Source organism: Mycobacterium noviomagense (genome assembly GCF_010731635.1).
GTDB classification, from domain to species: domain Bacteria; phylum Actinomycetota; class Actinomycetes; order Mycobacteriales; family Mycobacteriaceae; genus Mycobacterium; species Mycobacterium noviomagense.
Window position 1 is genome coordinate 4,739,758 of sequence record NZ_AP022583.1, and the last position, 21,242, is coordinate 4,760,999.

The 21,242-nt window shown below is 66.0% G+C and carries 19 protein-coding genes and 2 pseudogenes; 12 read left to right on the forward strand and 9 right to left on the reverse strand.

Translation table 11 applies throughout. The annotated features are described in order from the left end of the window. Positions 1 to 59: 59 nt before the first annotated feature. The 3 genes from G6N15_RS22505 (at position 60) to G6N15_RS22515 (ending at position 3,353) form a co-directional block, all read left to right on the forward strand. Positions 60 to 827 (forward strand): cutinase family protein, encoded by a 768-nt coding sequence (locus G6N15_RS22505; protein WP_179961847.1) that lies wholly within the window; start codon positions 60 to 62, stop codon positions 825 to 827. 85 nt (positions 828 to 912) lie between these two features. Next, positions 913 to 1,428 carry a hypothetical protein gene (locus tag G6N15_RS22510; protein ID WP_083089035.1) on the forward strand — a complete coding sequence of 172 codons (516 nt, stop codon included), beginning with the start codon at positions 913 to 915 and terminating at the stop codon, positions 1,426 to 1,428. A gap of 95 nt (positions 1,429 to 1,523) precedes the next feature. Beyond that, complete coding sequence (locus G6N15_RS22515) at positions 1,524 to 3,353, forward strand: serine/threonine-protein kinase PknD (RefSeq protein WP_083089036.1); 1,830 nt, start codon at positions 1,524 to 1,526, stop codon at positions 3,351 to 3,353. On the opposite strand, the gene G6N15_RS22520 is transcribed toward G6N15_RS22515, so the two are convergent. Next, the gene (locus G6N15_RS22520; RefSeq protein WP_083089037.1) at positions 3,350 to 3,802 is read right to left on the reverse strand and encodes a VOC family protein; all 453 of its coding nucleotides are present in this window, start codon (positions 3,800 to 3,802) and stop codon (positions 3,350 to 3,352) included. The genes G6N15_RS22515 and G6N15_RS22520 overlap by 4 nt on opposite strands. Positions 3,803 to 3,965: 163 nt before the next feature. Here G6N15_RS22520 and G6N15_RS22525 point away from each other — a divergent pair, with 163 nt between their 5' ends. From G6N15_RS22525 to G6N15_RS22545, 5 genes are all read left to right on the forward strand, one after another. Beyond that, positions 3,966 to 5,228: a cytochrome P450 gene (locus G6N15_RS22525; protein ID WP_083089038.1), complete on the forward strand. Its 1,263-nt coding sequence runs from the start codon at positions 3,966 to 3,968 to the stop codon at positions 5,226 to 5,228. Between the two features lie 103 nt (positions 5,229 to 5,331). Next, positions 5,332 to 6,534 (forward strand): cytochrome P450, encoded by a 1,203-nt coding sequence (locus tag G6N15_RS22530; protein WP_083089039.1) that lies wholly within the window; start codon positions 5,332 to 5,334, stop codon positions 6,532 to 6,534. 49 nt (positions 6,535 to 6,583) lie between these two features. Then, on the forward strand, positions 6,584 to 7,555 hold the full coding sequence (locus G6N15_RS22535; protein WP_083089040.1) for an enoyl-CoA hydratase/isomerase family protein: 972 nt from the start codon (positions 6,584 to 6,586) through the stop codon (positions 7,553 to 7,555). A gap of 10 nt (positions 7,556 to 7,565) precedes the next feature. Then, a complete protein-coding gene (locus G6N15_RS22540; RefSeq protein WP_083089041.1) occupies positions 7,566 to 9,947 on the forward strand; it encodes a CaiB/BaiF CoA transferase family protein in 2,382 nt (793 codons plus the stop codon). Beyond that, entirely contained in the window at positions 9,944 to 10,708 is a 765-nt protein-coding gene (locus G6N15_RS22545) for an SDR family NAD(P)-dependent oxidoreductase (protein ID WP_083089042.1), read from the forward strand. Before G6N15_RS22540 ends, G6N15_RS22545 begins: the two co-directional genes overlap by 4 nt. On the opposite strand, the gene G6N15_RS22550 is transcribed toward G6N15_RS22545, so the two are convergent. The 6 genes and pseudogenes from G6N15_RS22550 to G6N15_RS22570 all read right to left on the reverse strand — a co-directional run bounded on the left by G6N15_RS22550 (position 10,668) and on the right by G6N15_RS22570 (position 15,543). Beyond that, a complete protein-coding gene (locus G6N15_RS22550; protein WP_083089043.1) occupies positions 10,668 to 11,831 on the reverse strand; it encodes a M24 family metallopeptidase in 1,164 nt (387 codons plus the stop codon). The two genes, G6N15_RS22545 and G6N15_RS22550, sit on opposite strands and share 41 nt — an antisense overlap. Then, a complete protein-coding gene (locus tag G6N15_RS22555) occupies positions 11,821 to 13,038 on the reverse strand; it encodes a M24 family metallopeptidase (protein WP_232070310.1) in 1,218 nt (405 codons plus the stop codon). Before G6N15_RS22555 ends, G6N15_RS22550 begins: the two co-directional genes overlap by 11 nt. 4 nt (positions 13,039 to 13,042) lie before the next feature. Further along, a complete protein-coding gene (locus G6N15_RS22560) occupies positions 13,043 to 13,837 on the reverse strand; it encodes an SDR family oxidoreductase (RefSeq protein WP_139797945.1) in 795 nt (264 codons plus the stop codon). Continuing rightward, positions 13,837 to 14,589: pseudogene (locus G6N15_RS22565) on the reverse strand (cytochrome P450); the annotation flags it as partial. The gene G6N15_RS22560 and the pseudogene G6N15_RS22565, both read right to left, overlap by 1 nt. A 2-nt stretch (positions 14,590 to 14,591) precedes the next feature. Continuing rightward, positions 14,592 to 14,846, reverse strand: a pseudogene (locus tag G6N15_RS23875) (cytochrome P450); the annotation flags it as partial. Between the two features lie 13 nt (positions 14,847 to 14,859). Then, entirely contained in the window at positions 14,860 to 15,543 is a 684-nt protein-coding gene (locus tag G6N15_RS22570) for a TetR/AcrR family transcriptional regulator (RefSeq protein WP_083089054.1), read from the reverse strand. Positions 15,544 to 15,620: 77 nt separating this feature from the next. Between G6N15_RS22570 and G6N15_RS22575 the strand changes: the two genes are divergently transcribed. From G6N15_RS22575 to G6N15_RS22590, 4 genes are all read left to right on the forward strand, one after another. Next, positions 15,621 to 17,213, forward strand: a complete 1,593-nt coding sequence (locus G6N15_RS22575) for a Na+/H+ antiporter (protein WP_083089053.1) — start codon at positions 15,621 to 15,623, stop codon at positions 17,211 to 17,213. Between the two features lie 100 nt (positions 17,214 to 17,313). Continuing rightward, positions 17,314 to 17,913, forward strand: a complete 600-nt coding sequence (locus tag G6N15_RS22580; RefSeq protein ID WP_083089055.1) for a hypothetical protein — start codon at positions 17,314 to 17,316, stop codon at positions 17,911 to 17,913. Between the two features lie 41 nt (positions 17,914 to 17,954). After that, a complete protein-coding gene (locus G6N15_RS22585; RefSeq protein ID WP_083089045.1) occupies positions 17,955 to 18,341 on the forward strand; it encodes a DUF2237 family protein in 387 nt (128 codons plus the stop codon). 132 nt (positions 18,342 to 18,473) lie between these two features. After that, on the forward strand, positions 18,474 to 19,721 hold the full coding sequence (locus tag G6N15_RS22590) for an HNH endonuclease signature motif containing protein (RefSeq protein ID WP_163748228.1): 1,248 nt from the start codon (positions 18,474 to 18,476) through the stop codon (positions 19,719 to 19,721). A 216-nt stretch (positions 19,722 to 19,937) separates the two neighbouring features. Here G6N15_RS22590 and G6N15_RS22595 read toward each other — a convergent pair whose 3' ends face one another. Continuing rightward, entirely contained in the window at positions 19,938 to 20,390 is a 453-nt protein-coding gene (locus G6N15_RS22595; RefSeq protein WP_083090003.1) for an SRPBCC family protein, read from the reverse strand. Between the two features lie 87 nt (positions 20,391 to 20,477). Further along, positions 20,478 to 21,209 (reverse strand): DUF2652 domain-containing protein, encoded by a 732-nt coding sequence (locus tag G6N15_RS22600; protein ID WP_083090004.1) that lies wholly within the window; start codon positions 21,207 to 21,209, stop codon positions 20,478 to 20,480. Positions 21,210 to 21,242 lie beyond the last annotated feature (33 nt).

Here is a 21,242-nt window from a genome sequence, read left to right on the forward strand (position 1 = left end):
CCCCAGTCGCCGCGGGATATGTCAGCCTTGAGACCGTGAACCTACGTCTCGCCGCCAGATTGCTTGTTGTTGTCGTGCTATCGATTTGGGCAGTGCCGGACACTTTGGTTCCATCCGCGTCCGCGGCATCCTGCCCCGACGTCCAAGTAGTGTTCGCCCGCGGCACCGGTGAGCCGCCCGGCGTCGGGCCCACGGGACAGGCGTTCGTCGACTCCCTGCGCTCGCGCGTGGGCGGAAGGTCGGTGGATGTGTACCCGGTCAACTACCCCGCCAGCGACGACTGGGCCACGTCAGGACTCGACGGTATTCGCGACGCGGGCGCCCACGTGGTTTCCACAGCAGGGAGCTGCCCGCAGACGAAGATGGTGCTGGGCGGTTATTCCCAAGGCGCGGCGGTGATGGGCTTCGTCACCTCCGCTGCAGTGCCGGAAGGCGTCGATCCGACGACCGTACCGAAACCGCTGTCACCCGACATCGCTGACCACGTCGCCGCCGTCGTGCTCTTCGGAATGCCGAATGTGCGGGCCATGAACTTCCTGGGGCAGCCGCCGGTCGTGATCGGCCCGGCATACCAGGCCAAGACCATCAAGGTGTGCGCTCCCGAGGACCCGGTTTGCTCCGACGGGCTGAACTTCGCCGCGCACGACACCTACGCCGACGACGCCAGCGTGGTTGACAAGGGCGCTGCTTTTGCCGCCAGTCGCTTGGGCGCAGGTCCGGCCAACAGCGCGCCGCCACAGTCGTTCGGCACGCAACCGCAACCACCGGCTGAACCAGCCCCCGCACCGCCTCCGCCAGCCGAAGGCGACCAGGCGCCTGCTGCCTAAACGGGCGCAACCGCTTCAGTCCGGCGAATCGTCCCCTGCCGCAGCGGTTTGCTTACACCGGCCCGCTAAGCGACCGGAGGACGCGATGCGGATTCGATGCCGTCACATCATGGTGTGGGCGTCGCTGACCGCAGTTGGATTGCTGCCGGCATGCGCAACGCACCCGCCCGACGCCGCCCAGCGTCCGTCGAGCCGAACCTCGACAACCACCGCGACGACAGCCAACCCATCCGCTACCCGAGAACCGCGCCGGGCGAAGTGGATTGACCTGAAGGTCGGCGATTGCCTTGCCGACCCTGCCCCGACTGATCCAGACGTGTTGACCGTGACGATCGTCGACTGTGCTACCCCGCATCACGCCGAGGTTTACCTTCGCGAACCGATGGCCGACGATCCGGGCTTCGCCAACGTCGCCAATCAACAGTGCACGGCGGGATTTTCCGGATATACCGGGCAATCGATCACCGACAGCCCATTCACCATGACGTACCTCATCGATTCGAACCAGGACCGAACGGCCGCCAATCCCGCCCCCAGCACGGTGATCTGTCTGCTGCAGGCTGCCGATGGCCGACAGTTAGCGGGGTCGGCGCGTCGCTGATGCCGTTGGGCATTCAAATGCCTGCGACGGTGAAACGTCGCGGGTTAGGGTGCTGCTGCTGCCAAGTTGCTGGCAGGTCGCTGTGGGAGGGCTCGTTGCAGGGAACTTCGTTCGGAAAGTACCGGCTGATCGAGTTGCTCGGCCGCGGCGGCATGGGCGAAGTATGGCGCGCATACGACACCGTGATCGACCGGGTGGTCGCGATCAAGATCCTTCCTCCGGAAATCTCCCAAGACGAGATTTTCCAACAGCGGTTCCGCCGCGAAGCCCACGCGGCCACGCGGCTCAGCAGCCCGCACGTCATACCGATCCACACCCACGGCGAAATACAAGGGCACTTGTTCGTCGACATGCGGCTGATCGAGGGTCGCGACCCGCAGAGCGTGCTCGAGGCCGGCCCGCTGCAGCCGGCTCGGGCGGTGCACATCATCGAACAGGTGGCCAAGGCGTTGCATGCCGCACACCGGGTGGGGCTGGTACACCGGGATGTCAAGCCTTCCAACGTTTTGCTCGACGAAGATGACTTCGCGTATCTGATCGACTTCGGAATCGCGCGCGCCGCCGGCGAAATGGCGCTGACAACGGCCGGCGGCGTGATCGGCACCTTCCACTACATGGCCCCGGAAAGGTTCAGCACGGGGCAAGTCGATGCCCGCTCAGACATCTACGCGCTGGCCTGCGTGCTGTACCAGTGCTTGACCGGCCAGTATCCGTTCCCCGGGGACAGCATGGAGCAACAGCTCACCGGCCATCTGATGAACCCACCGCCGCGGCCGTCGATCACCGCTCCGGCGCTGCCCACCGGCTTCGACATGGTCATCGCCAAAGGCATGGCCAAAAATCCGGCCGAGCGCTACCCCAGCGCTGTCGAGTTGGCGCGCGCCGCCCGCGACGCGCTCGCCACGCCGAGCAGTTACCAGCACGGGCCGCTTCGCACGCAGGCCCCACGATCCGACCAACCGCCACCGCCACAGCGGCCCAAACCGATCCCGGTTCCAGCCAAAAAACCCCCGGCTCGACGCCCGCCCGGAAAGCCGCCATCACCGTCGCAGCCGTGGTGGCGCCGCAAGACCGTCGCGATCTCGGCCGCCACCCTGCTCATCGTCGCTGTGACTGTGGGCGTCGGCGTGGCCACAATGCGCCATGCCAGCGAAGAATCCGCCCAATCCAACCAGACCACACTGCCTTTCACCGGTCTGAGTAACCCCGACGGTGTGACGGTGGACAACGGCGGCACGGTCTATGTTGCCGACACCCTCAACGATCGGATCCTGTCGTTGCCCGCCGGCTCGACCAGCCCTGCGGTCCTGCCTTTCGACGGGCTGAAAAATCCGACCGGAGTGACGGCCGACAACAGCGGCACCGTCTACGTCACCGACTCCGGCAACAAGAGAGTGGTGGTGCTTCCGGCCGGATCCACAAAGCAAATCGAACTGCCCTTCAGCGATCTCGGCAACCCGACGGGTGTCACGGTGGACAGCAGCCGAACGGTCTACGTCACCGACACCGCGAAGAATCGGGTCGTGGCGCTTCCCTCCGGCTCTAACAGGCAAAGCCAGCTGCCTTTCGCTGGCTTGAGCAATCCGACCGGTGTGGTGGTCAACAGCAGCGGAACCATCTACGTCGCCGACGGTGGCAACAATCGCGTCCTGGCGCTGCCTCAAGGCTCGAGCATCCAATCCGTGGTGCCGTTCGACGGCCTCAGCGAACCCGGCGGTGTGACGGTGGACGGCCAGGGCGCCGTGTACGTCACCGACAGCGCCAACAATCGTGCGCTCAAGATTCCCGTCGGTTCGACCGCGCAAGTCAAACTGCCCTTTGTCGGCTTGGACTATCCGTGGGGCCTGGCGGTCGACAACATGGGCACCGTCTACGTCGCAGGCCACAACAACAAGGTCGTGGCGTTGCGGCAACAACCGCGCTAAGGACGCGGCGGCAGCACCGCCAGCCACGAGTCCGGGAGCAGTTCGATCAGTTGGCCATCCGGGTCACGGATCATCGCCGATTGCTCGGACACCGTCTCGTCGATCACCGATCCCCCGAACTCGTCGACCAACTGCAGCACGGCGGCGAGATCGGACACCGACAGCGAGATATGGGTCAACCCCACTTCGTCCATCACGCGCTGCGGCCCAGCGTGCACCTGGCGTTGCGAATAGTCGATGAGTTCGAGCACAAAGCCGTCGCGAACCAGGTAGGTCGCATGCACTGAAAGCGGCTTGTCCACCTGCAGCAACCGGCCGGTGGCGTCGTCGGGCGGGTCGACTTCCCACCAGAACTGAAAGCCGAACAGACCCTCGTAGAAACGGCGCGAGCGCTCGCGGTCCGCCACACACAATCCGACGTGATTGAAAACCGTTCGGTGACTGGTCATTCCGGCCTTTCGTTACCGACTTGCGTGCTGACGGCCCGACCGGCTGCTATCGGCCCACGGAAACCGCAAAATCGCAAAGATAGCGTAATAGACTTCGAGGTTAGCGGCGAAGCAGCATACCGGGCGGGATTTCGTCGGTTTCCCTGCGCTGAAGGGCTTTTCGATGACCACAGGTTCTGAGCGAACCGACGTCGACCCCGGTGTGGTTGTCGATTTCGATCATCACTCCGACGAGTTCAACCTCAACGAGCTGACGATCAACGCCGAACTACGCCGCCGCTGCCCTGTGGCCTGGAACAAGAACTATGGCGGATTCTGGTTCGTCACCAGCTACGACGCGGTGGCGCACATCGCCCGAGACGGCGACACGTTCGCCCACAAATACGAGCCGAACGCCGCCGACGGTATCGACTACCAAGGCGAAATGGGCGTGCCACGTCCCGAAGGTCAACGGGCCCTGGGCATCGGCGAAGTCGACGGCCCCTATCACCAGGCGCTACGGCGAGCACTTGCCCCGTTCTTCTCCCCGGGAGCCGTCGACAAGATGCGGCCGTTCATGGAGCAGTCGGCGCACGGGTTCCTCGATCAACGGATCGGCGACGGACACATGGACCTCGTGCTTGACTACGCGAGCCCGGTTCCAGCCATCTTGACCATGAGGCTGATGGGCCTGCCCCACGACAACTGGCAGCTGTATGCCAACCTCTTTCACTCGGTGATGGCGGCTCCCCAAGACAGCGACGAGTACGCCAAAGCGGTCGCCGAAGTCCCGGCAATGATGGACGGGCTGCTGGAGTTCGCAGCGACCCGGCGAGCCGAGCCGCGCGACGATCTGACCAGCTTCCTCGTTCGATTCGAATTCGACGGCAACCGTCTCGACGACGCGCAGGTTCTCGATATCCTGTGGAATCTCATCGGCGGCGGAGTCGACACCACGACGTCGCTGACCGCGCTGAGCCTGCTGCACCTCGGCACCCACCCGGATCTGCGGCAACAACTGATCGACAACCCGGGGCTCTACCGCACCGCCACAGACGAGTTTCTGCGCTACTTCTCGGTCAATCAGCAACTGAGCCGCACGGTGACCCGCGACGTGGCGCTCGCGGGCCAACAGCTTCGCCGCAACGACCGGGTCGTCATCAGCTGGCTGGGCGCCAACCACGACGAGCACGAGTTCGAGCGCCCCGAGGACATCGTGTTGGATCGTTCGCCCAACCGCCACGTGGCATTCGGGCTCGGCCCGCATCGATGCATCGGATCTCATCTGGCGCGTGTCATGTTCGAAGTGATGGTCAAGGCGGTGCTCGACCGGATCCCCGACTACCGGGTCGAGGTCGACGGGGTCTACGAGTACCTGGGCAACCCGAGCATGACCGGGCTGGGCAGGCTGCCGGTCACCTTCACTCCGCGCGCCACGGCGCGTTAGGAGAACCAGATTCTTTAAGCGCAGAGTACAAACTGCCCGAATTCCGTCAGACGCTGACAGACTGGCGGAGTACACCTCGGGGCCCGGATGCGGGAGGGAGTTCGTGACGGTCGAGCTCGGCAGCGACGTCTACTACGACCCGTACGACGTGGCACTCAACGCCGATCCCTACCCGACATTCCGGCGGCTGCGCGACGAGGCGCCGCTGTACTACAACGCCGACTACGACTTCTATGCGCTGAGCAGATTCGCCGATGTCAACAAGGCCCTGGTCGACCACGCGACGTTCAGCTCGGCTCGCGGCATCATCCTGGAGCTGATCAAGGCGAACCTACAAGTCCCGCCGGGCATGTTGATCATGGAGGACCCGCCGGTCCACGACGTGCACCGCAAGCTACTGGCGCGCATGTTCACCCCACGCAAAGTCGAAGCGCTCGAACCCAAGATCCGCGAATTCTGTGCTCAAGCGCTGGACCCGCTGATCGGGACGGGACGCTTCGACTTCGTCGCCGATCTCGGCGCGCAGATGCCGATGAAGGTCATCAGCATGCTGCTCGGCATCCCGGAGGACGACCAGGAATTCATCCGCGACCACAGCAACGCCCAGTTACGCACCGAAGCGGGCAAGCCGATGAACGCAGCCGAACGCGGCTTGGCCACCGGGAAAATCTTTGCCGCGTACGTCGATTGGCGAGCAGAGCACCCTTCTGACGACATCATGACCGAACTGCTCAACGTCGAGTTCGTCGACGAGACCGGTACGACGCGGCGGCTGACCCGGGAGGAACTGCTCGTGTACCTCAACGTCGTTGCCGGCGCCGGTAACGAGACCACTACTCGGCTGATCGGTTGGGCGGGAAAGGTTCTCGCCGAGTACCCCGACCAGCGACGCGAATTAACCGAGAATCCCGCGCTCATCCCCCAAGCCGTCGAAGAGCTGCTGCGCTACGAGCCGCCCGCACCGCACACCGCCCGGTACGTGACACGCGACATCGCCTTCTATGACCACACAGTGCCGCAAGGCAGCGCGATGATGATGCTCATCGGGGCAGCCTGCCGCGACCACCGCCAATTCGGCCCTTCTGCAGAGCAATTCGACATCCACCGCCAGCCGCGCCCGCATCTGGCCTTCAGCGTGGGCGCGCACTTCTGCCTCGGTGCGGCACTCGCGCGCCTCGAAGGCCGAATTGCCCTGGAAGAGATCCTCACACGCTTCCCCGACTGGGAGGTCGATCTGACCAACGCGCACCTGAGCCCGACGTCGACAGTGCGGGGTTGGGAGTCGATGCCAGCTGTAGTGGCATGAGAACCGAAGCTTACTCAAATAGACAACAAACACAGACGGGAGATCACCGATGCCTGAATACGACTACGTCCAAATGAAGAAAGACGCCGAGCCGTTCATCAAGTTCGAAAAGGACGTCAAGAACCGGATCGCGTATATCACTTTCGACCGTCCGGACGCGCAGAACGCCACCACCTTAGGTATGCGGCAGAACTATGCGGACCTGATCCATAAATGCAACGTCGACGACGAGGTCAAGGTTGTCGTGATCCGCGGCGAGGGCGAGGATTTCGGAAGCGGGGGCGATCTGCCCGAACAACGCGGCATGCTGGAAAACCCCGGCATGCCGCTGCTGCATGAGCTCGCCATCAACGACGACGACGTCAAGTACCCGCCGGGCGGCTCATACCGTTACCTGTCGACGGTCACCGACTTCTATGCGAAGGCCCGCGCCGGCAACCGGCCACTTCAAGAACTGCGCAAAATCAGCATTATCGAGGCCAAAGGCTACTGCTACGGCTGGCACTTCTACCAGGCCGGCGACGCCGACCTCGTCGTCTCCTCCGACGATGCCCTGTTCGGCCACCCCGCCTTCCGCTACGTGGGTTGGGGCCCCCGGCTGTGGTGGTGGGCGGAGACCATGGGCTTGCGCAAGTTCTCCGAAATGCTCTTCACCGGGCGGCCTTTCACGGCCAAGGAGATGTACGAGTGCGGCTTCGTCAACAGTGTCGTCCCACGCGAGAAGCTCGAGGAGGAGACCCTGAAATACGCGATGGCGTGTTCGCGGTCCCGGCCCACCGACACCGTCGCGGTGCAGAAGACATTCCTGGAGCTCTACAAGCAGCACAAGGGCGAGTACTTCGGCAGCCTGCTCACCGGTCTGGTTGAAGGCATGCTGCCGATGATCCAAAACGACCGCGACAACGAGGTCGACCTGACCGAAGGCACGTTCGGCAAGGGCCTGAACAACGTTGTGAAGGACAACGATACGAACTTCCCGCCCGAGTGGCGGCTCAGCCGCTCGGGACGCGCCAAGCCCTGACCGCGGATCGATGTCGGCACTGACCGGGATCAGAATCGTCGAGCTGGCCGAATCGGTGGCCGGCGAATACTGCGGCAAGCTACTCGCCGACTTCGGCGCCGACGTGATCAAGATCGAGCGCCCGGGGCGTGGCAGCCCCACCCGGGGCATGGCCCCACTGGTGGGGAACGGCGAGCGGTGCGAGCGCAGCGTGCTGTTCGCGTACCTCAACACCAACAAGCGTTCTGTCGAGCTTGACGCCACTTCGGATGTTGAGGCCCTTGGGACGCTCGTGGCAGGGGCGGATGCGGTGATCGACGACCACGCCTCGGCCTCGGTTTTGACGGAACTTGCGCGCCGGCACCCTGCGGTGGTGTTCTGCTCGATCACGCCCTACGGGCAGGGCGCACCGCCGGAGTTTCACAACGCCAAGAGCCTCAACGTCTTTCACAGCAGCGGCTGGGGATACCACACCCCCAGCCATGCCGACCCGGCCAAACCCCCGCTGAAGGGTCCCGGCCGCTTTCTACCCGACTATGAGGCTGGCCTCGACGCTGCGCTTTGCGTGGCGGCGGCGCTGTTTCGGCGTCTACACACCGCGCAGGGCGAGTTCATCGACGTCTCAGCACAGGCGGTGCTGGCGTCGCGCGCCGACTGCATCCTCGGCCGGTTCATCACCGGCGAGATCACGCCGCAGAACACCCGCGACGATTACGACCAGCAAGGCCCGGCATCGTTTTTCGCCTGCGCCGACGGGTTCGTCTACCTGTACATGACCAGCCGCGCCCACTGGGCCGCCGTCAAGAAACTCATGGGCCATCCGCGCTGGCTGGACGACTTCGCCGACGACTGGCTGGAGTTTTCGGTCACCGCGGACAGGGTGGCGGCGTTCCAGCGTGGATTCGCGGCATGGGTACGCGATTTGCCGAGAGAAGCCACCGCCGACGAGGCGCAGAGGCTGGGAGTGCCGCTGGTACCGGTCAACGGCGCCGCAGATCTGCTGCGCTCGCCGCAGTACCGCCACCGCGGCTTCTTCACCGAGGTGACGCACCCGGTGCTCGGCACGGCGCGCTACCCCACCGTGGGATACCGGCTGAGCACGTCACCAGCGCAGATTGCTTCTGCCGCACCGTCTCTGGGGCAGCACACGTCCACCGTCCTGGGGAGCCTCGACACACCCCGGCAGCCGCCGCAGGTGAGGTTCGAGCCGGTGCAACCGCCGACCAGGTCGCGCGGCGGCCCGCTGGACGGCATCCGGGTCGTCGAGCTCACCAAAGTGTGGGCGGGTCCGTACGCCGGTAAGTTGCTGGCGTTCCTCGGTGCCGAGGTGATCAAAGTCGAAACCGCTGCCAGCCCCGAGGAGATGCGCGCCTACGGCGGCACCGACATCAACCACGCCCCGTATTTCCTGAGCCTCAACCCCGAGATCCTCAGTGTGGACCTCGGCCTGAAATCCCAAGCGGGGCTGAGGAGTTTGCGTGAACTGATCGCGCGCAGCGACATCGTCGTCAACAACCTGCGACCCCAAGCAATGGAGCGCCTGGGCCTGGGCTACGACCAGCTCGCCGCCGTCAAACCCGACATCATCTCGGTGTCGATCAAAATGTGGGGCAATGACGGCCCACTGGGCTACCAGACCGGTTACGCACCGTGCTTCGCCGCGCTAGCCGGGCTCGCGTCTCTGGTGGGCTACCGTGGCGGCCCCCCGCTGGGTGCGAGCATGCGTTACGGCGACTCGACGGTCGGTGCGGCCGCCGCATTCGCGGCCGTGGTGGCACTGCTGCATCGCGACCTGACCGGCGAGGGTCAATTCGTCGACGTGTCAGCCGTTGACGTGCTGTCGTCGATGATCGGCGACCGTCTGCTCGAATACAGCGTGACCGGACGAGAACTCGAGCCGGACGGCAACCGCCATCCGAACATGGCGCCCCACGGCTGCTACCCATGCTCCGGTGACGACTGGATCAGCATCGCGGTCGCCGACGATGCGGAATGGCGGCGGTTGTGCGACCTGCTCGACGCTCCCGGGCTCGCCGACGACGGTCGTTACCTGACGACGGCCGACCGGCAGCGCAACGAGGATGCGCTGGATGACGACATCGGCCGGCTCACCGCAGGGCACGGCGCCGAGCAGCTCACGCAACGGCTGCGCTGCGGTGGCGTCGCGGCGAGCAAAAGCGCGACAGCGATCGACGTGATCAGCGACCCGCTGCTGTGGGAGCGCGAGTTCTACCGGTTCGTCAGCGATCACCGCGAAGGACAACGGCCCGTACTCGGCCCGCCGTGGCGGACGGCTCGCGCGTCGGCGCAGATCATCCGCGGCGCCCCGGATCTGGGTGAGCACAACGACTACGTGCTGAACGAAATCCTTTCGGCTACAGCCGGATCCGGCCGATCGGTGCAGCCGACATGAGCACGGTACTTGCCGGCACGGCTGCGCTGGTGACCGGGGCCAGCAGTGGTATCGGCACGGCCACCGCGCAGGCGCTGGCCGCCCACGGCGCGGCCGTGGCGGTGTTGGCGCGGCGGGCCGATCGCCTGCGTGAGCTACAAGCCGCCGTCGAAGCGCGCGGCGGTACAGCGCTGGCGCTGCCTGCCGACGTCACCGACGCCGACCAGGTTGCCGCCGCGGTAAGCCGCGCTGTCGCCGAGTTCGGGCGGCTCGACACCGTGGTGAACAACGCGGGGCTGATGCGGATGGGCGCCGCCGCCGATGCGCCGCTGCGAGATTGGGACGACCTCGTCGCCGTCAACATCCGAGGCGTCTTGTACGTCACGCGCGCCGCTTTACCGCATCTGATCGAGGCGGCCGGGAATTCGCCGCGCGGAGTCGCCGACTTGGTCATGATCAGCTCGACCGCGGGGTGGGTGGCCAGACCCGGCACCGCCGTCTACTCGCTCACCAAATTCGGGCTCAACGCATTCAGCGAAGGCATTCGTCAAGAGCTGGTCGGGCACCGCGTGCGGGTCGGGGTTATCGGTCCCGGCACTGTCGACACCGAGATCAGCGAGCATCTGTCCCCGCGTGCGCAAGAGGACTTCAACCGGCGGACCGCGAACATGGTCAAACTGCAACCCGAGGACATCGCCGACGCAGTCATCTACATGGTCACCCGCGACTGTCGAGTCGCGGTCAACCAGATGCTGGTCCGGGCGGCCGAACAGACGTGGTAGCCGACGGCTTCCACGAGGGACTCGAGGTCAGCACCGTCGGGCCGTCGTCAGTGATGTGAACGGCGTCGCGGGTGAGCACCGCCCCGACACCCTCCTGCCAGACATAACCGGTGAGGGCCAGCACCATTCCGGCGTCAAGGCGTTCCTGCCCCGCGCTGCGCGACAACACTGGCGTAACCACGGGCGGATCGAAACCCAGCCCCAGCCCATAGGCCACCGGCATCGGCGGTACCGGTTCCCCGGCAGCGTCATAGGCGGCCAACAGATCACCCACCGCAGCACCGGGCCGGCAGGCTGCAACAAGCTCGTCGCACAACCCATTACAGCGCTGATACAGCTCCCGGATCGCGGGGTTGTCGGCGCCTCCCACCGGCCAGGTCCGGGCCGCCTCGCCGACATAGCCGTCCGCCAGCGCGCCGGCGGCGAACACCACCAAATCACCCGCTCGCACGCGGCCCTCGCCGCCGCGTCGGCCCGGGTCATCTCGCGACGTCACCCACGCGGCGTCCTGGGTGGCCGGCGTGCTCACCCCGCCGGCGGCCATCGCCTCCAGCACCGCACCCGCCAACGTTTTCACCGTCGTGCCGGGCTGCAACTCGGCCACCGCTGCGGCGATGCCGTTTTCGGCGACTCGCAGTGCAGTGCCCATCGCCGCCAGCTCCTCGGGCGTCTTGATCCGCCGCGCCGCCTGCATCGCCGATTCGCCGTCGACGAGTTGCGCATTCGGAAACGCGACGGGCAGCAGCTCGGCGAAAGTGGGTGAAAGCGCGTCGACTCCGACTCGACGGGCGGTCGATGCGCCGTCGATGTTTTGCAGCACGGCGATGAGCGTCATGGGATTCCACGCCAGGCCGTACAGGTGATCGTGGTCGATCTCCTCCGGGATGCCCTCGTCGGCGGTGCTATTGAGGTGGATCTCGCCGGTGGCGCGCACCACGACACAGATCGGGCCGAACGGTCGCGTACCGGCGATCCACAGTTGCGGTGCGCCGCTGACGTATCGCACGTTGGCCTGGCGACCCAGGACGAGGATGTCGAGGTCGTGCGCCGCCATCTGGGCCAGTGCCCGCTCTCGCCGCGCGTAACGCAGCGCGCGGTCGTCGGGCTGAATCTCAGTCGCCATAAGGCGAATACGGATAGTCGGTCAACGCTAGCCAGCCGTCCTCGGTGATCACCACGATCTCCTCGCTTCGGTAGCCGCCGGTGCCGTCCTCCCACACCACCGGCTCCAGCACCAGCACCATGCCGGACGGGAAGACGAAGTTGTCGTCGAACTCATCCCCCAAATCCGTTCCGATCATAGGTGTTTCGGCCGGATAGGTGCCGATGCCGTGGGCCAGGTAAAAATGCGGCAGCCACGGCTTTGAGCCACCGTTCGCGGCGATCGCCGCCCGCGCGAGATCACCCGACGTGACACCGGCTTTCGTCACGCTGAGCACCGCATCCCGGATCGCCCGCCACTTGTGAAACTGTTCCTGCTGACGGGCGTTGGGCTTTTCGCCGACCAGCCAGGTGCGACCGAAGTCCGAACAGTACCCGGCGTAGGTGATGCTGATGTCGGTCCACAGCACATCTCCTTTCGCGAGTTCGCGCTCGGACGTCAGCAGCGGCAACGCGAGATCGCCGTGAGTGGTCCACACCCCCTCGGCGCGGCTGCCCGGCATCACCTGCCAGATCGCGTCCAAAATATTCGCGGTGGCGCCGAGTTCGAACGACTTCCGCACGAAGCGAGCCGACAAATCGATTTGGCGCACGCCGGGCGTCAACGCCTGCTGGGTCTCGGCGGCAGCTTCTTCGGTGATCCGGGAGGCCCGTCGGATACAGGCGATCTGGTCCGGGGTCTTGACGAGCATCGCGGCGTCGACCACCGCCGCGGCCTCGGCGGGTGGACCGGCCGGAAACAGCCGGTCCGCCGCTCGCAGCATCGCGCACGTCATCTCGTCGACTGCCAGCGTCGCGCCCGACGGGACCACGTCGGCGAGTACGTTACCGAAAAGCTCGACCCCCTCGTCGGATTCGAGGTACAGCGGCCCATGGACATGGTCGGCCGGCAGGTGCGGGGCAGCTCCCGCCCGAAACGGCATGAACAGATGTGGGTGCTCGCCGTCGGACAGCACGATCGCCACCGGGCGTTCCACGTGAGACAGGCCCGCGTCGAGCAGCGGCCAGCTGGCGCCTGTCGCGTACACCACGTTGTTGTTCATCAGCAGGATCAGCGCATCGACACCGCGCTCGGCCATGGCCGAGCGCAGCCGGGCGCTGACTTCGCGGTACATGTGGGCGTGGTCGGGCTCGTCCGGGATTTCGATGGTGGCTGACACAGCAGACATCATCTCAGTCCGGGTAGCTGACGCCGGTGAGTTTTTCGGAGAGCCGCCACAGGGCTTGCCTGTCGGAGTCGCTGCGCGCCAGCGAGGGAACCTTGGCGAACCCAACGCCTCCCCCGGCGGTTTCGTAGAAGCCGCGCGGGCCATAGTAGACGCCACCACGCGCGTCGGGTGACGCGGCGGCATACAGGGTGGGTTTGACGCCCTCGTCGACGTCGAGCCACATGAACGGCAACACCCGCCACGTCAATTGGGTCAGCCGCGCCTGCAGCGTGGGCTTGGCCAACCCGTACGACGCACCGCTGAGCAGGTTGGTCTTGGCCAATCCTGGATGGGCCGCGCTGGACATCAGCCCCCAGCCGCACTCACGGCTACGCCGGTCCAGCTCGACCGCGAACATCAGCTGCGCCAGCTTCGCGATCCCGTAGCACCGCATCGGTTTATACCCGCGCTCTGCGTTGACGTCCTCGAAGTTCAGGCCCCGCTGCTGGGCGGCGATGCTGCTGACGCTCACCACCCGCGCCGCAGGCGCCGCGCGAAGCAGCGGCAAGAGATGACCCGTCAACGCGAAATGCCCGAGATGGTTGGTGCCGAACTGCAACTCGAACCCGTCGACGGTCTGCTGACGCCTCGGCGGGGTCATCACGCCGGCGTTGTTGATCAGGATGTCGATCGGCCGACCCTCCGCGGCCACGTCGACACCAGCGCCGGCCAGCCGTCGCGCCAAACCGAACCCCAGCCCGCTGTTGGCTCCGGTGACCACCGCCAGCCTGCCGGACAAATCCGGCACCGACAGCTCCATCACCAGGTAACCGGCCAGTCGTAGACGCCGTAGGCCAGGCTGTCGTGTTTGAACGGGATCTGCTCGATCCTCACGGCCAGCCGCATCGTCGGGATGCGCCGCAACACGGTGTGCAGCACGATCTGTAACTCCATGCGCGCCAGCTGTTGTCCAACACACTGATGGCGGCCGTAGCCGAACCCGACATGCGGGCCGTCGTCGCGGGTCAAGTCCAGCCGATCCGGGTTCGGGAACTGCCGGCTGTCCTAGTTGGCGGGCGCGACGTCGAGGATGATCCCCTCGCCCGCGCGGATCGTCTCGCCGGCCACCTCGATGTCCTCGACGGCGATCCGACGCTGACCCGTCTGGATGATGCTCAGATACCGCATCAGTTCTTCCACCGCGGTGGCGATCACCTTCGGATCGTCGGTGTCGCGCAGAAACGCCGCCTGATCCGGATGTTGCAGCAGCGCAAGGATGCCCAGGCCGATCATGTTGGCGGTGGTCTCATGCCCGGCGATCAACACGCCGGTGCCCAGCTGGGCGGCCTCGCGCACGCTGATCTCGTCGGCTTTCACCCGCTCGGCCAGATCGGACACCAAGTCTTCGGTGGGATCGTCCATCTTGGCGCGAATCAGCTTGGCCAGGTATTTCGTCAGCGCCGCAGCACCTTTGGCGGTGTCCTCGGCGGTGGCGTAGCGGCCCATGCCCTTGTGTGCCATCTCCTGGATGAACTCCGCGTCTTCGTACGGCACGCCCAAGAGTTGGCTGATCACCAGTGCGGATAGCCGGGCAGGCGGTCGTCGACGCTGGCGCGTGCGTCGGAAAACAACGCGCGGATCGCTTCGTATCCGGTGATCAACCACGGTGTGCTGCCGTCCCAGATCCGCACCCGGCTCAACTGGCGGGACGCGTTGAGCGCCAATGCTTTCGGCGGCGGCGCCAACGGGCACTCCGCGGCGCGCGTCATCGGAAAGTCGGGGATGCTTGCTACCGGCCCGCCCGCGCTGTCGGTCAGGGTTTCGGACATGGCGCTCCTTGCGTTATTCGTCTCGTCGCACTGCGATGCCGCGCACCGGTGCCTGCCACAGCCCGGCGATCGCATCGATGAGTCCTTCGGCCGCCAGCGGCCAGGGCGCCCGTGACCGGACGCCGTGCTCGGCCAGGCCGCCTTCGTGTTCGGCGCACGTGTGCATCAGCAGATTGCGGGCCATCACCATCCGCTCGAAGCGCACCCGCTTCGTCAGGTCGGGAAGGCACCGGTTGATTCCGTGCAGTGTCTGCACCAGCTGCGGCGACGACAACGCATCCTTGGTCACCACCTCCCGGTAGGCGGGATCGGCCATCGCCTGCGCGGCGAAGCGCGCATACCAGCTGGGATTGCCGAGCGCAGCCAAGTGGTCGGTGAGGGGGCGTACCAGGCAGCCCACCCAGTCGCGCAAGTCGGTCGAGTCCCCGACCTCGGCGAGCATCCGCGCCCGCAGTTCCTCGATCGGAACCCGGTGCTTGCTTTCGATGGCGCGCAGTAGGTCCGTCCTGGTGCCGAAGTGGTAGCAGGCGGCGGCGTTGTTGCCCTGCCCCGCCGCTTCACTGATCTGGCGGTTGGACACCGCGTACATGCCCCGCTCGGCGAACAGCCGCTCGGCCGCGGACAAGATCGCCTCGCGGGTGCCCGCCGACCTGTCGTTGCGCAAGACCCGGGCTGCGGTCACCGCCTCAGTGAACACCGCGTCGCCGATTAAATCAAGCAATTTATTTAACGGGCGCCGGGATGTCGCTCGAGCCGGTACGACAGGATGTGCTGGTGTTCGGGCTCGTCGTAGTCGTTGCGCTGGTTGCCACGGTGATCGTGGGAACGGTTCTCGGCAAGCGCTATCGAGTCGGTCCGCCGGTTTTGCTCATCCTGCTGGGCGCGCTGCTGGGGCTGATCCCGCGCTTCGGCCGGACCCACCTCGACGGGGAACTCGTGCTGCTGCTGTTCCTGCCGGCGATCCTCTACTGGGAGAGCATGAACACCAGCTTTCGCGAGCTCCGCGCGAACCTGCGTGTCATCGTGCTGATCAGCGTCGGCCTGGTGGTTGCCACCGCGGTCGCGGTGTCGTGGACGGCGCGGGCGATGGGCATGGAGTCACACGCGGCGTCGGTCCTGGGCGCTGTGCTCTCCCCGACCGACGCTGCCGCCGTCGCGGGGTTGGCCAAGCGGTTGCCGCGACGGCCGCTGACGGTGCTGCGCGCCGAGAGCATCATCAACGACGGCACCGCGCTCGTTCTGTTCGCGGTCACCGTCGCGGTCGCCACCGGTGCCCCCGCGATCGGCCCGGCTGCCCTGGTCGGTCGTTTCGTCGGCTCCTACCTCGGCGGTATCGGCGCGGGCCTGCTGGTCGGCTGGGCGGTGACACTGTTGCGCCGGCGACTCGACGCGCCCCTGGAAGAGGGAGCCCTGAGCATCCTGACCCCGTTCGCGGCGTTCCTGCTGGCGCAGAGCATTCGCTGCAGTGGTGTCGTCGCCGTATTGGTGGCCGCCCTCGTGCTCACCTATGTCGGGCCACGGGTGATCCGCGCTCGCTCTCGTTTGCAGTCATTCGCCTTCTGGGACATGTCGACGTTTCTGATCAACGGCTCGCTGTGGGTGTTCGTCGGCGTGCAAATACCGGGGGCTGTGCGGGGGATCTCCGGGGTCGACGGCGGCCTTCGCCGCGCCGCGTTGCTGGCCCTGGCGGTCACCGGGGTCGTCATCGCGACCCGGTTCGCCTGGATGGAAATCACCACCGTGTTGATCCGGGCTGTGGACCGCCGCGCGGTGCAGCGCGCTCGCCGCGTCGACTGGCGCCAGCGCACCGTCTCCAGCTGGGCGGGATTCCGCGGCGCGGTGTCGCTTGCCGCTGCCTTGGCCGTCCCGCTGACCACTCGCAGCGGCGCCCCATTCCCCGACCGCAGCCTGATCATCTTCGTCGTGTCGGCTGTGATCCTGGTGACCGTGTTGGTGCAGGGAAGCACCTTGCCTCTGGTTGTGCGGTGGGCGCGGATGCCCGAAGACGCCAGGCACGCAGACGAATTGCAACTGGCGCGCACGCGCAGCGCCGAAGCAGCGTTGGAAGCGTTGCCGCGCGTCGCCGGTGAACTCGGGGCGAGCCCGGAACTGCTGAGGCGTCTGCAAAAAGAGTACGAAGAGCAGGCCGCGCTGGTCATGGCCGACGCCGACGGCTCGGCGCCCAACCACGCCGCCGAGCGCAACGATCTGATTCGGCGGGTACGCCTCGCAGTGCTTGCCCACCGGCGCCGGGCCGTCACCGAGCTGCGCGACCAAAACCGCATCGACGACATCGTGCTGCGCGAGCTGCAAGCGGAGATGGACCTCGAAGAGGTGCAGCTGCTCGACCCCGCCGACGCCGATTAGCGGCCGGCCGGTCACAAGCGCAGGCTGCTCACGCGCGATCCGGTTATAGTTGCTCGGCGTCGCGGTGCGCGGCGATGTCGCTGAACAGGAGGGCCCGGCGATGAGGACTTCCTTGACCGCGATGGCAGGGATTACCGCGACGGCCGTGCTGGTGGCAGCCTCGGCCGGCTGCGCCAAGCATTCGACGTCGAACCCGGCGAGTCCAACCGCTTCGAGCACCACCACCAGCCATAGCACGACCACAGCGCAACCGACCGGTTACGCCCGGCTGCTGATCAGCGCTGCCGACATCAAAGCGCCGGTGACGTTCAAAGGCAGCCCCCCGATCGAGAACCCGAATGGAAAGCCAGGCGCGGCAACGACATTCAGCGATGACGACAGCAGCCACGTCATCCACGACACCATCGAGGTCCTGCCGGATCCCACGGCCGCGGCGAACGCGCTCAACGCGGCGAAGGCCGCACCGCCCGCTGGCATCACCGGAAAGCCTGTCCCGGCGAACATCGGCACCAACGGCGTGACGATCTCGGGGGACACGCCAGATAAATCCAAGGGCGTGACGGTGTTGCTGTTCACCCAGGGCAGGGCGCTGGTCACCCTCCAGTTCGACGGCCCCGCCGGCGTGCCGGCGCCGCCGGATTTCATCAACGACGTCGGGCAAAGACAAGCCGCCGCGATCAAAAACGGGCTTCCCGCCTGACGGATCCCGACAGCCGCACCGCCAGGGAGATACTGGGGCCGATGCCTGATCGCAACGTGCTGGGCGGGCCGCTGGAACCGTGCGGCACGGACCCACTCACCGGCTTCTACCGAGACGGCTGCTGCTCGACCGGCCCGGAAGACCTCGGACTGCACACCATCTGCGCCGTCGTGACCGCCGAGTTCCTGCGCCACCAGCGCTCGATCGGCAACGATCTGGTGACGCCGAGGCCGGTGTACATGTTCCCCGGCCTGACCCCGGGGGACCGTTGGTGCGTCACCGCGAGGAACTGGTTGCGGGCCTACCACGACGGCTGCGCTGCCCCGGTGGTGTTGGCCTCCACCCATGAGCGGACCCTCGATGTGTTGGAACTCGAGGCGCTGCGTGAGCACGCCGTCGACGTGCCCGACGATCTGGGCGACCTGTAAAGGTAACCCGGTCAAGGGGAACCGCTACATCCAGCTCACTTATGCCCCAGGTGGGCACGTGCGCGCTAGCGAGACCACCCTGGCGCGAATCGGGAGCCGCAACTTGTCATACCCCACTGCAATGATGACGACATGTCCTCGACCGCATCGCCTGCCGCGGCGCTGAGCCCTGCCGAGCGTCTTGAGGCGTTGTTCGAGGAGTTGGCGGAGTTGGCCGGTCAGCGCAATGCAATTGATGGGCGCATTGTGGAGATCGTCGCCGAGATGGACCGCGACGAGCTCTGCGGTGCCACGGGTGCGCGGTCGGTGGCGGCGTTGGTGGCCTGGAAGCTGGGCTTGTCATCGGCAAATGCGCACACGATCGCCACCGTGGCGCGCCGGCTGGCGGAGTTTCCGCGCTGCGCGGCGGGCATGGCTGAGGGCCGGCTATCGCTGGATCAGCTCGGCGTCATCGCCGCAGGGGCGGGCGAGGGTTCCGATGAGCATTACGCGCGGCTGGCGGCGGTCGCCACGGTCAACCAGTTGCGCACCGCGGTGCGGTTGGAACCGCGACCCGAACCCGATCCTCAGCCGGAACCGCAGCGCTCGATCACCAAGACCTACGGCGAGCAGTCCACTTGTTGGCGGATCACACTTCCTCACGACGAGGCGGCGAAGTTCGACTCCGCCCTGGCGTCTCACCTTGATGCGCTAGTGGCCGAGTGGAAGCGCGATCACGGCACTCGCGAGCGCACAGCAGAGAATTGTCCGCCGTTGCCTACCACCGTCGAGGCGTTTATGCGCCTGGTTGATGCTGGATGGGACGCTGAGGCGGCCCGCCGCCCACACGGGCATCACACCACGGTGGTGGTGCACGTCGACGTTGCGCAGCGGGCAGCGGTGCTGCATCTGGGTCCGCTGCTGTCCGACGCCGCACGCCGATACCTGACCTGTGATGCCACCTGTGAAGTCTGGTTCGAACGTGACGGCGAGGTCATCGGCGCCGGCCGAGCGACGCGGGTGATCAACCGGCGGCTTCGCCGCGCGCTCGAGCACCGCCATCCCACATGCGCGGTTCCCGGCTGTGGGGCCACCCGCGGTCTGCACGCACACCACATTCGGCACTGGGAAGACGGCGGTGCCACCGAGTTGGTCAACCTGGTGTTGGTATGCCCGTATCACCATCGGTTGCACCACCGGGGTGTGATCACCATCGCCGGAACCGCCGACGTTCTCATCGTCACTGACAGTTCCGGTCGACGGCTCAGCGCCGGATCGCTCGCGCGTGCGCCGAACCTTCCCCCGCCCGCCGTCCCGCCGTGCCCCGGGCCCACCGGCGAGCGCGCCGACTGGTGGTGGTATGACCCCTTTCAGCCGCAGCCACCACCAACAAACAACTAGGTTGGCTACCGGAGCCCGTCATTACCGGCAATGCAATGAAGCCCTAAAAATTCGAGGCATAGAGAAATTCACGTCGAGCGGAGCATTCCAGCCGATAAGCCTATTTCCTTGCGTGGGCACGTGCGCGACTTCCATCACCCAACGCGGTCGGTTGGTCCGCAAAGCCAACCGTGTTGGGGCGGAATGGTTTCAGATGAGCCCGCTCGTCTACCGGTATCACTGCTGAGATCGCTGTTGGCTCTCAAGCGCCTTGGCGCAGGCGGCCAGGATCGCCAGGAAGCTCGAGCGCAGCAACCGACGCGTGATTGCCTCCAGCAATGCGCCTCCCGCGCGGCCCGGATGGGTGTAGTTGCTTCGCCAGTCGACGTGGGTCCCATCGCCCGACGGGGTGAACGTCAATGTGCCGCCCTCGTGATTGAACGGGGGAAATGAGCGGACGATCAGATACGCGTAGCTACGCGGCCGATCGAAGGCCGTGATCTCTTCGCGGAACCAGGTGCCGACTCCGTGCACCTCCCGCAGCGCGCCGACGGCCGGCCCTGACACGCCCTGCGCCCAACCGGCCTTGAGAACCAGCGGCGCAGCAGTCAAACTGCGTGGGTCGGCCAGCCAGTCGAAGACCTGTTCTGGGGATGCGGCAATCGTGCGCTCGACGTGAAGCTCGACCATGAAATCTCCTGCCTCGCAATAGCCCCCGCTTCCAAGGGACATCCTAAACCCACCTACCCGCGCAGGCAGGCGACGCCGAAGGCCATTTCATGCCGGCGTCATTTCGGTGCTGCCACGGCCCAGGTTGCGGAAGCCCGCGGCGGGTTTCTTGATGCCCAGTACGAACGGCAGTGCACTCAACTCGAACTTGAGCTTGGCTGCCAGCCGGGCAGATGTGCTGCGCTCAGGCACAGTCGGTGGAATCTCGGACGTGGCCAGGTCGATGTAGTGGGTCGGCGTTTGGCCGATGTCCGGGAAGTGGTGAATCAGCGGCTTGCAGAGCTGGCGCACCGACTCGTCGAGGCATTGCGCCACCGGGTCGGTCATCAGCACGTATTCCGGTACCGGTACTTGGTTTTTCAGCATGCGGTGCACCAGGATGACGTCGATGCCGGCGAGCTCGGCGCGGCGCTTCACCCGTTGCTCTGCCACCTCGCCCTCGTGGGCGACGAACTTGAGTGACAGGTTGTCCAGCTGTGCGCAGCTGGCGCAGTCACAGGCATCGTCTTTTTTCATCACCTCGCGACATGTAAGGAACGCCTGGCGCATCGGAGAGAGCCCGTCGCAGACAAGCACTTTGGCGTCGCCGTCCGGTGCCCAGAAGAACGCTGCGTCGCCTTCCAGCTTCGCCAGCTTGAGGCCTTTGGCGGCGTCGATGACCGCTTCAAGCAGCGCTGCCACAGTCAGCTGTGCATGGGCTAAATGCATCCGATTCCAATGCATGTAGCGCGTGTAGCCGCCGATGTCGGCAATGAGGAGTACGGCGCGCCGGATGGCCATGGATTCCGCAGTGTACTGGCCCGATCGGCGTTG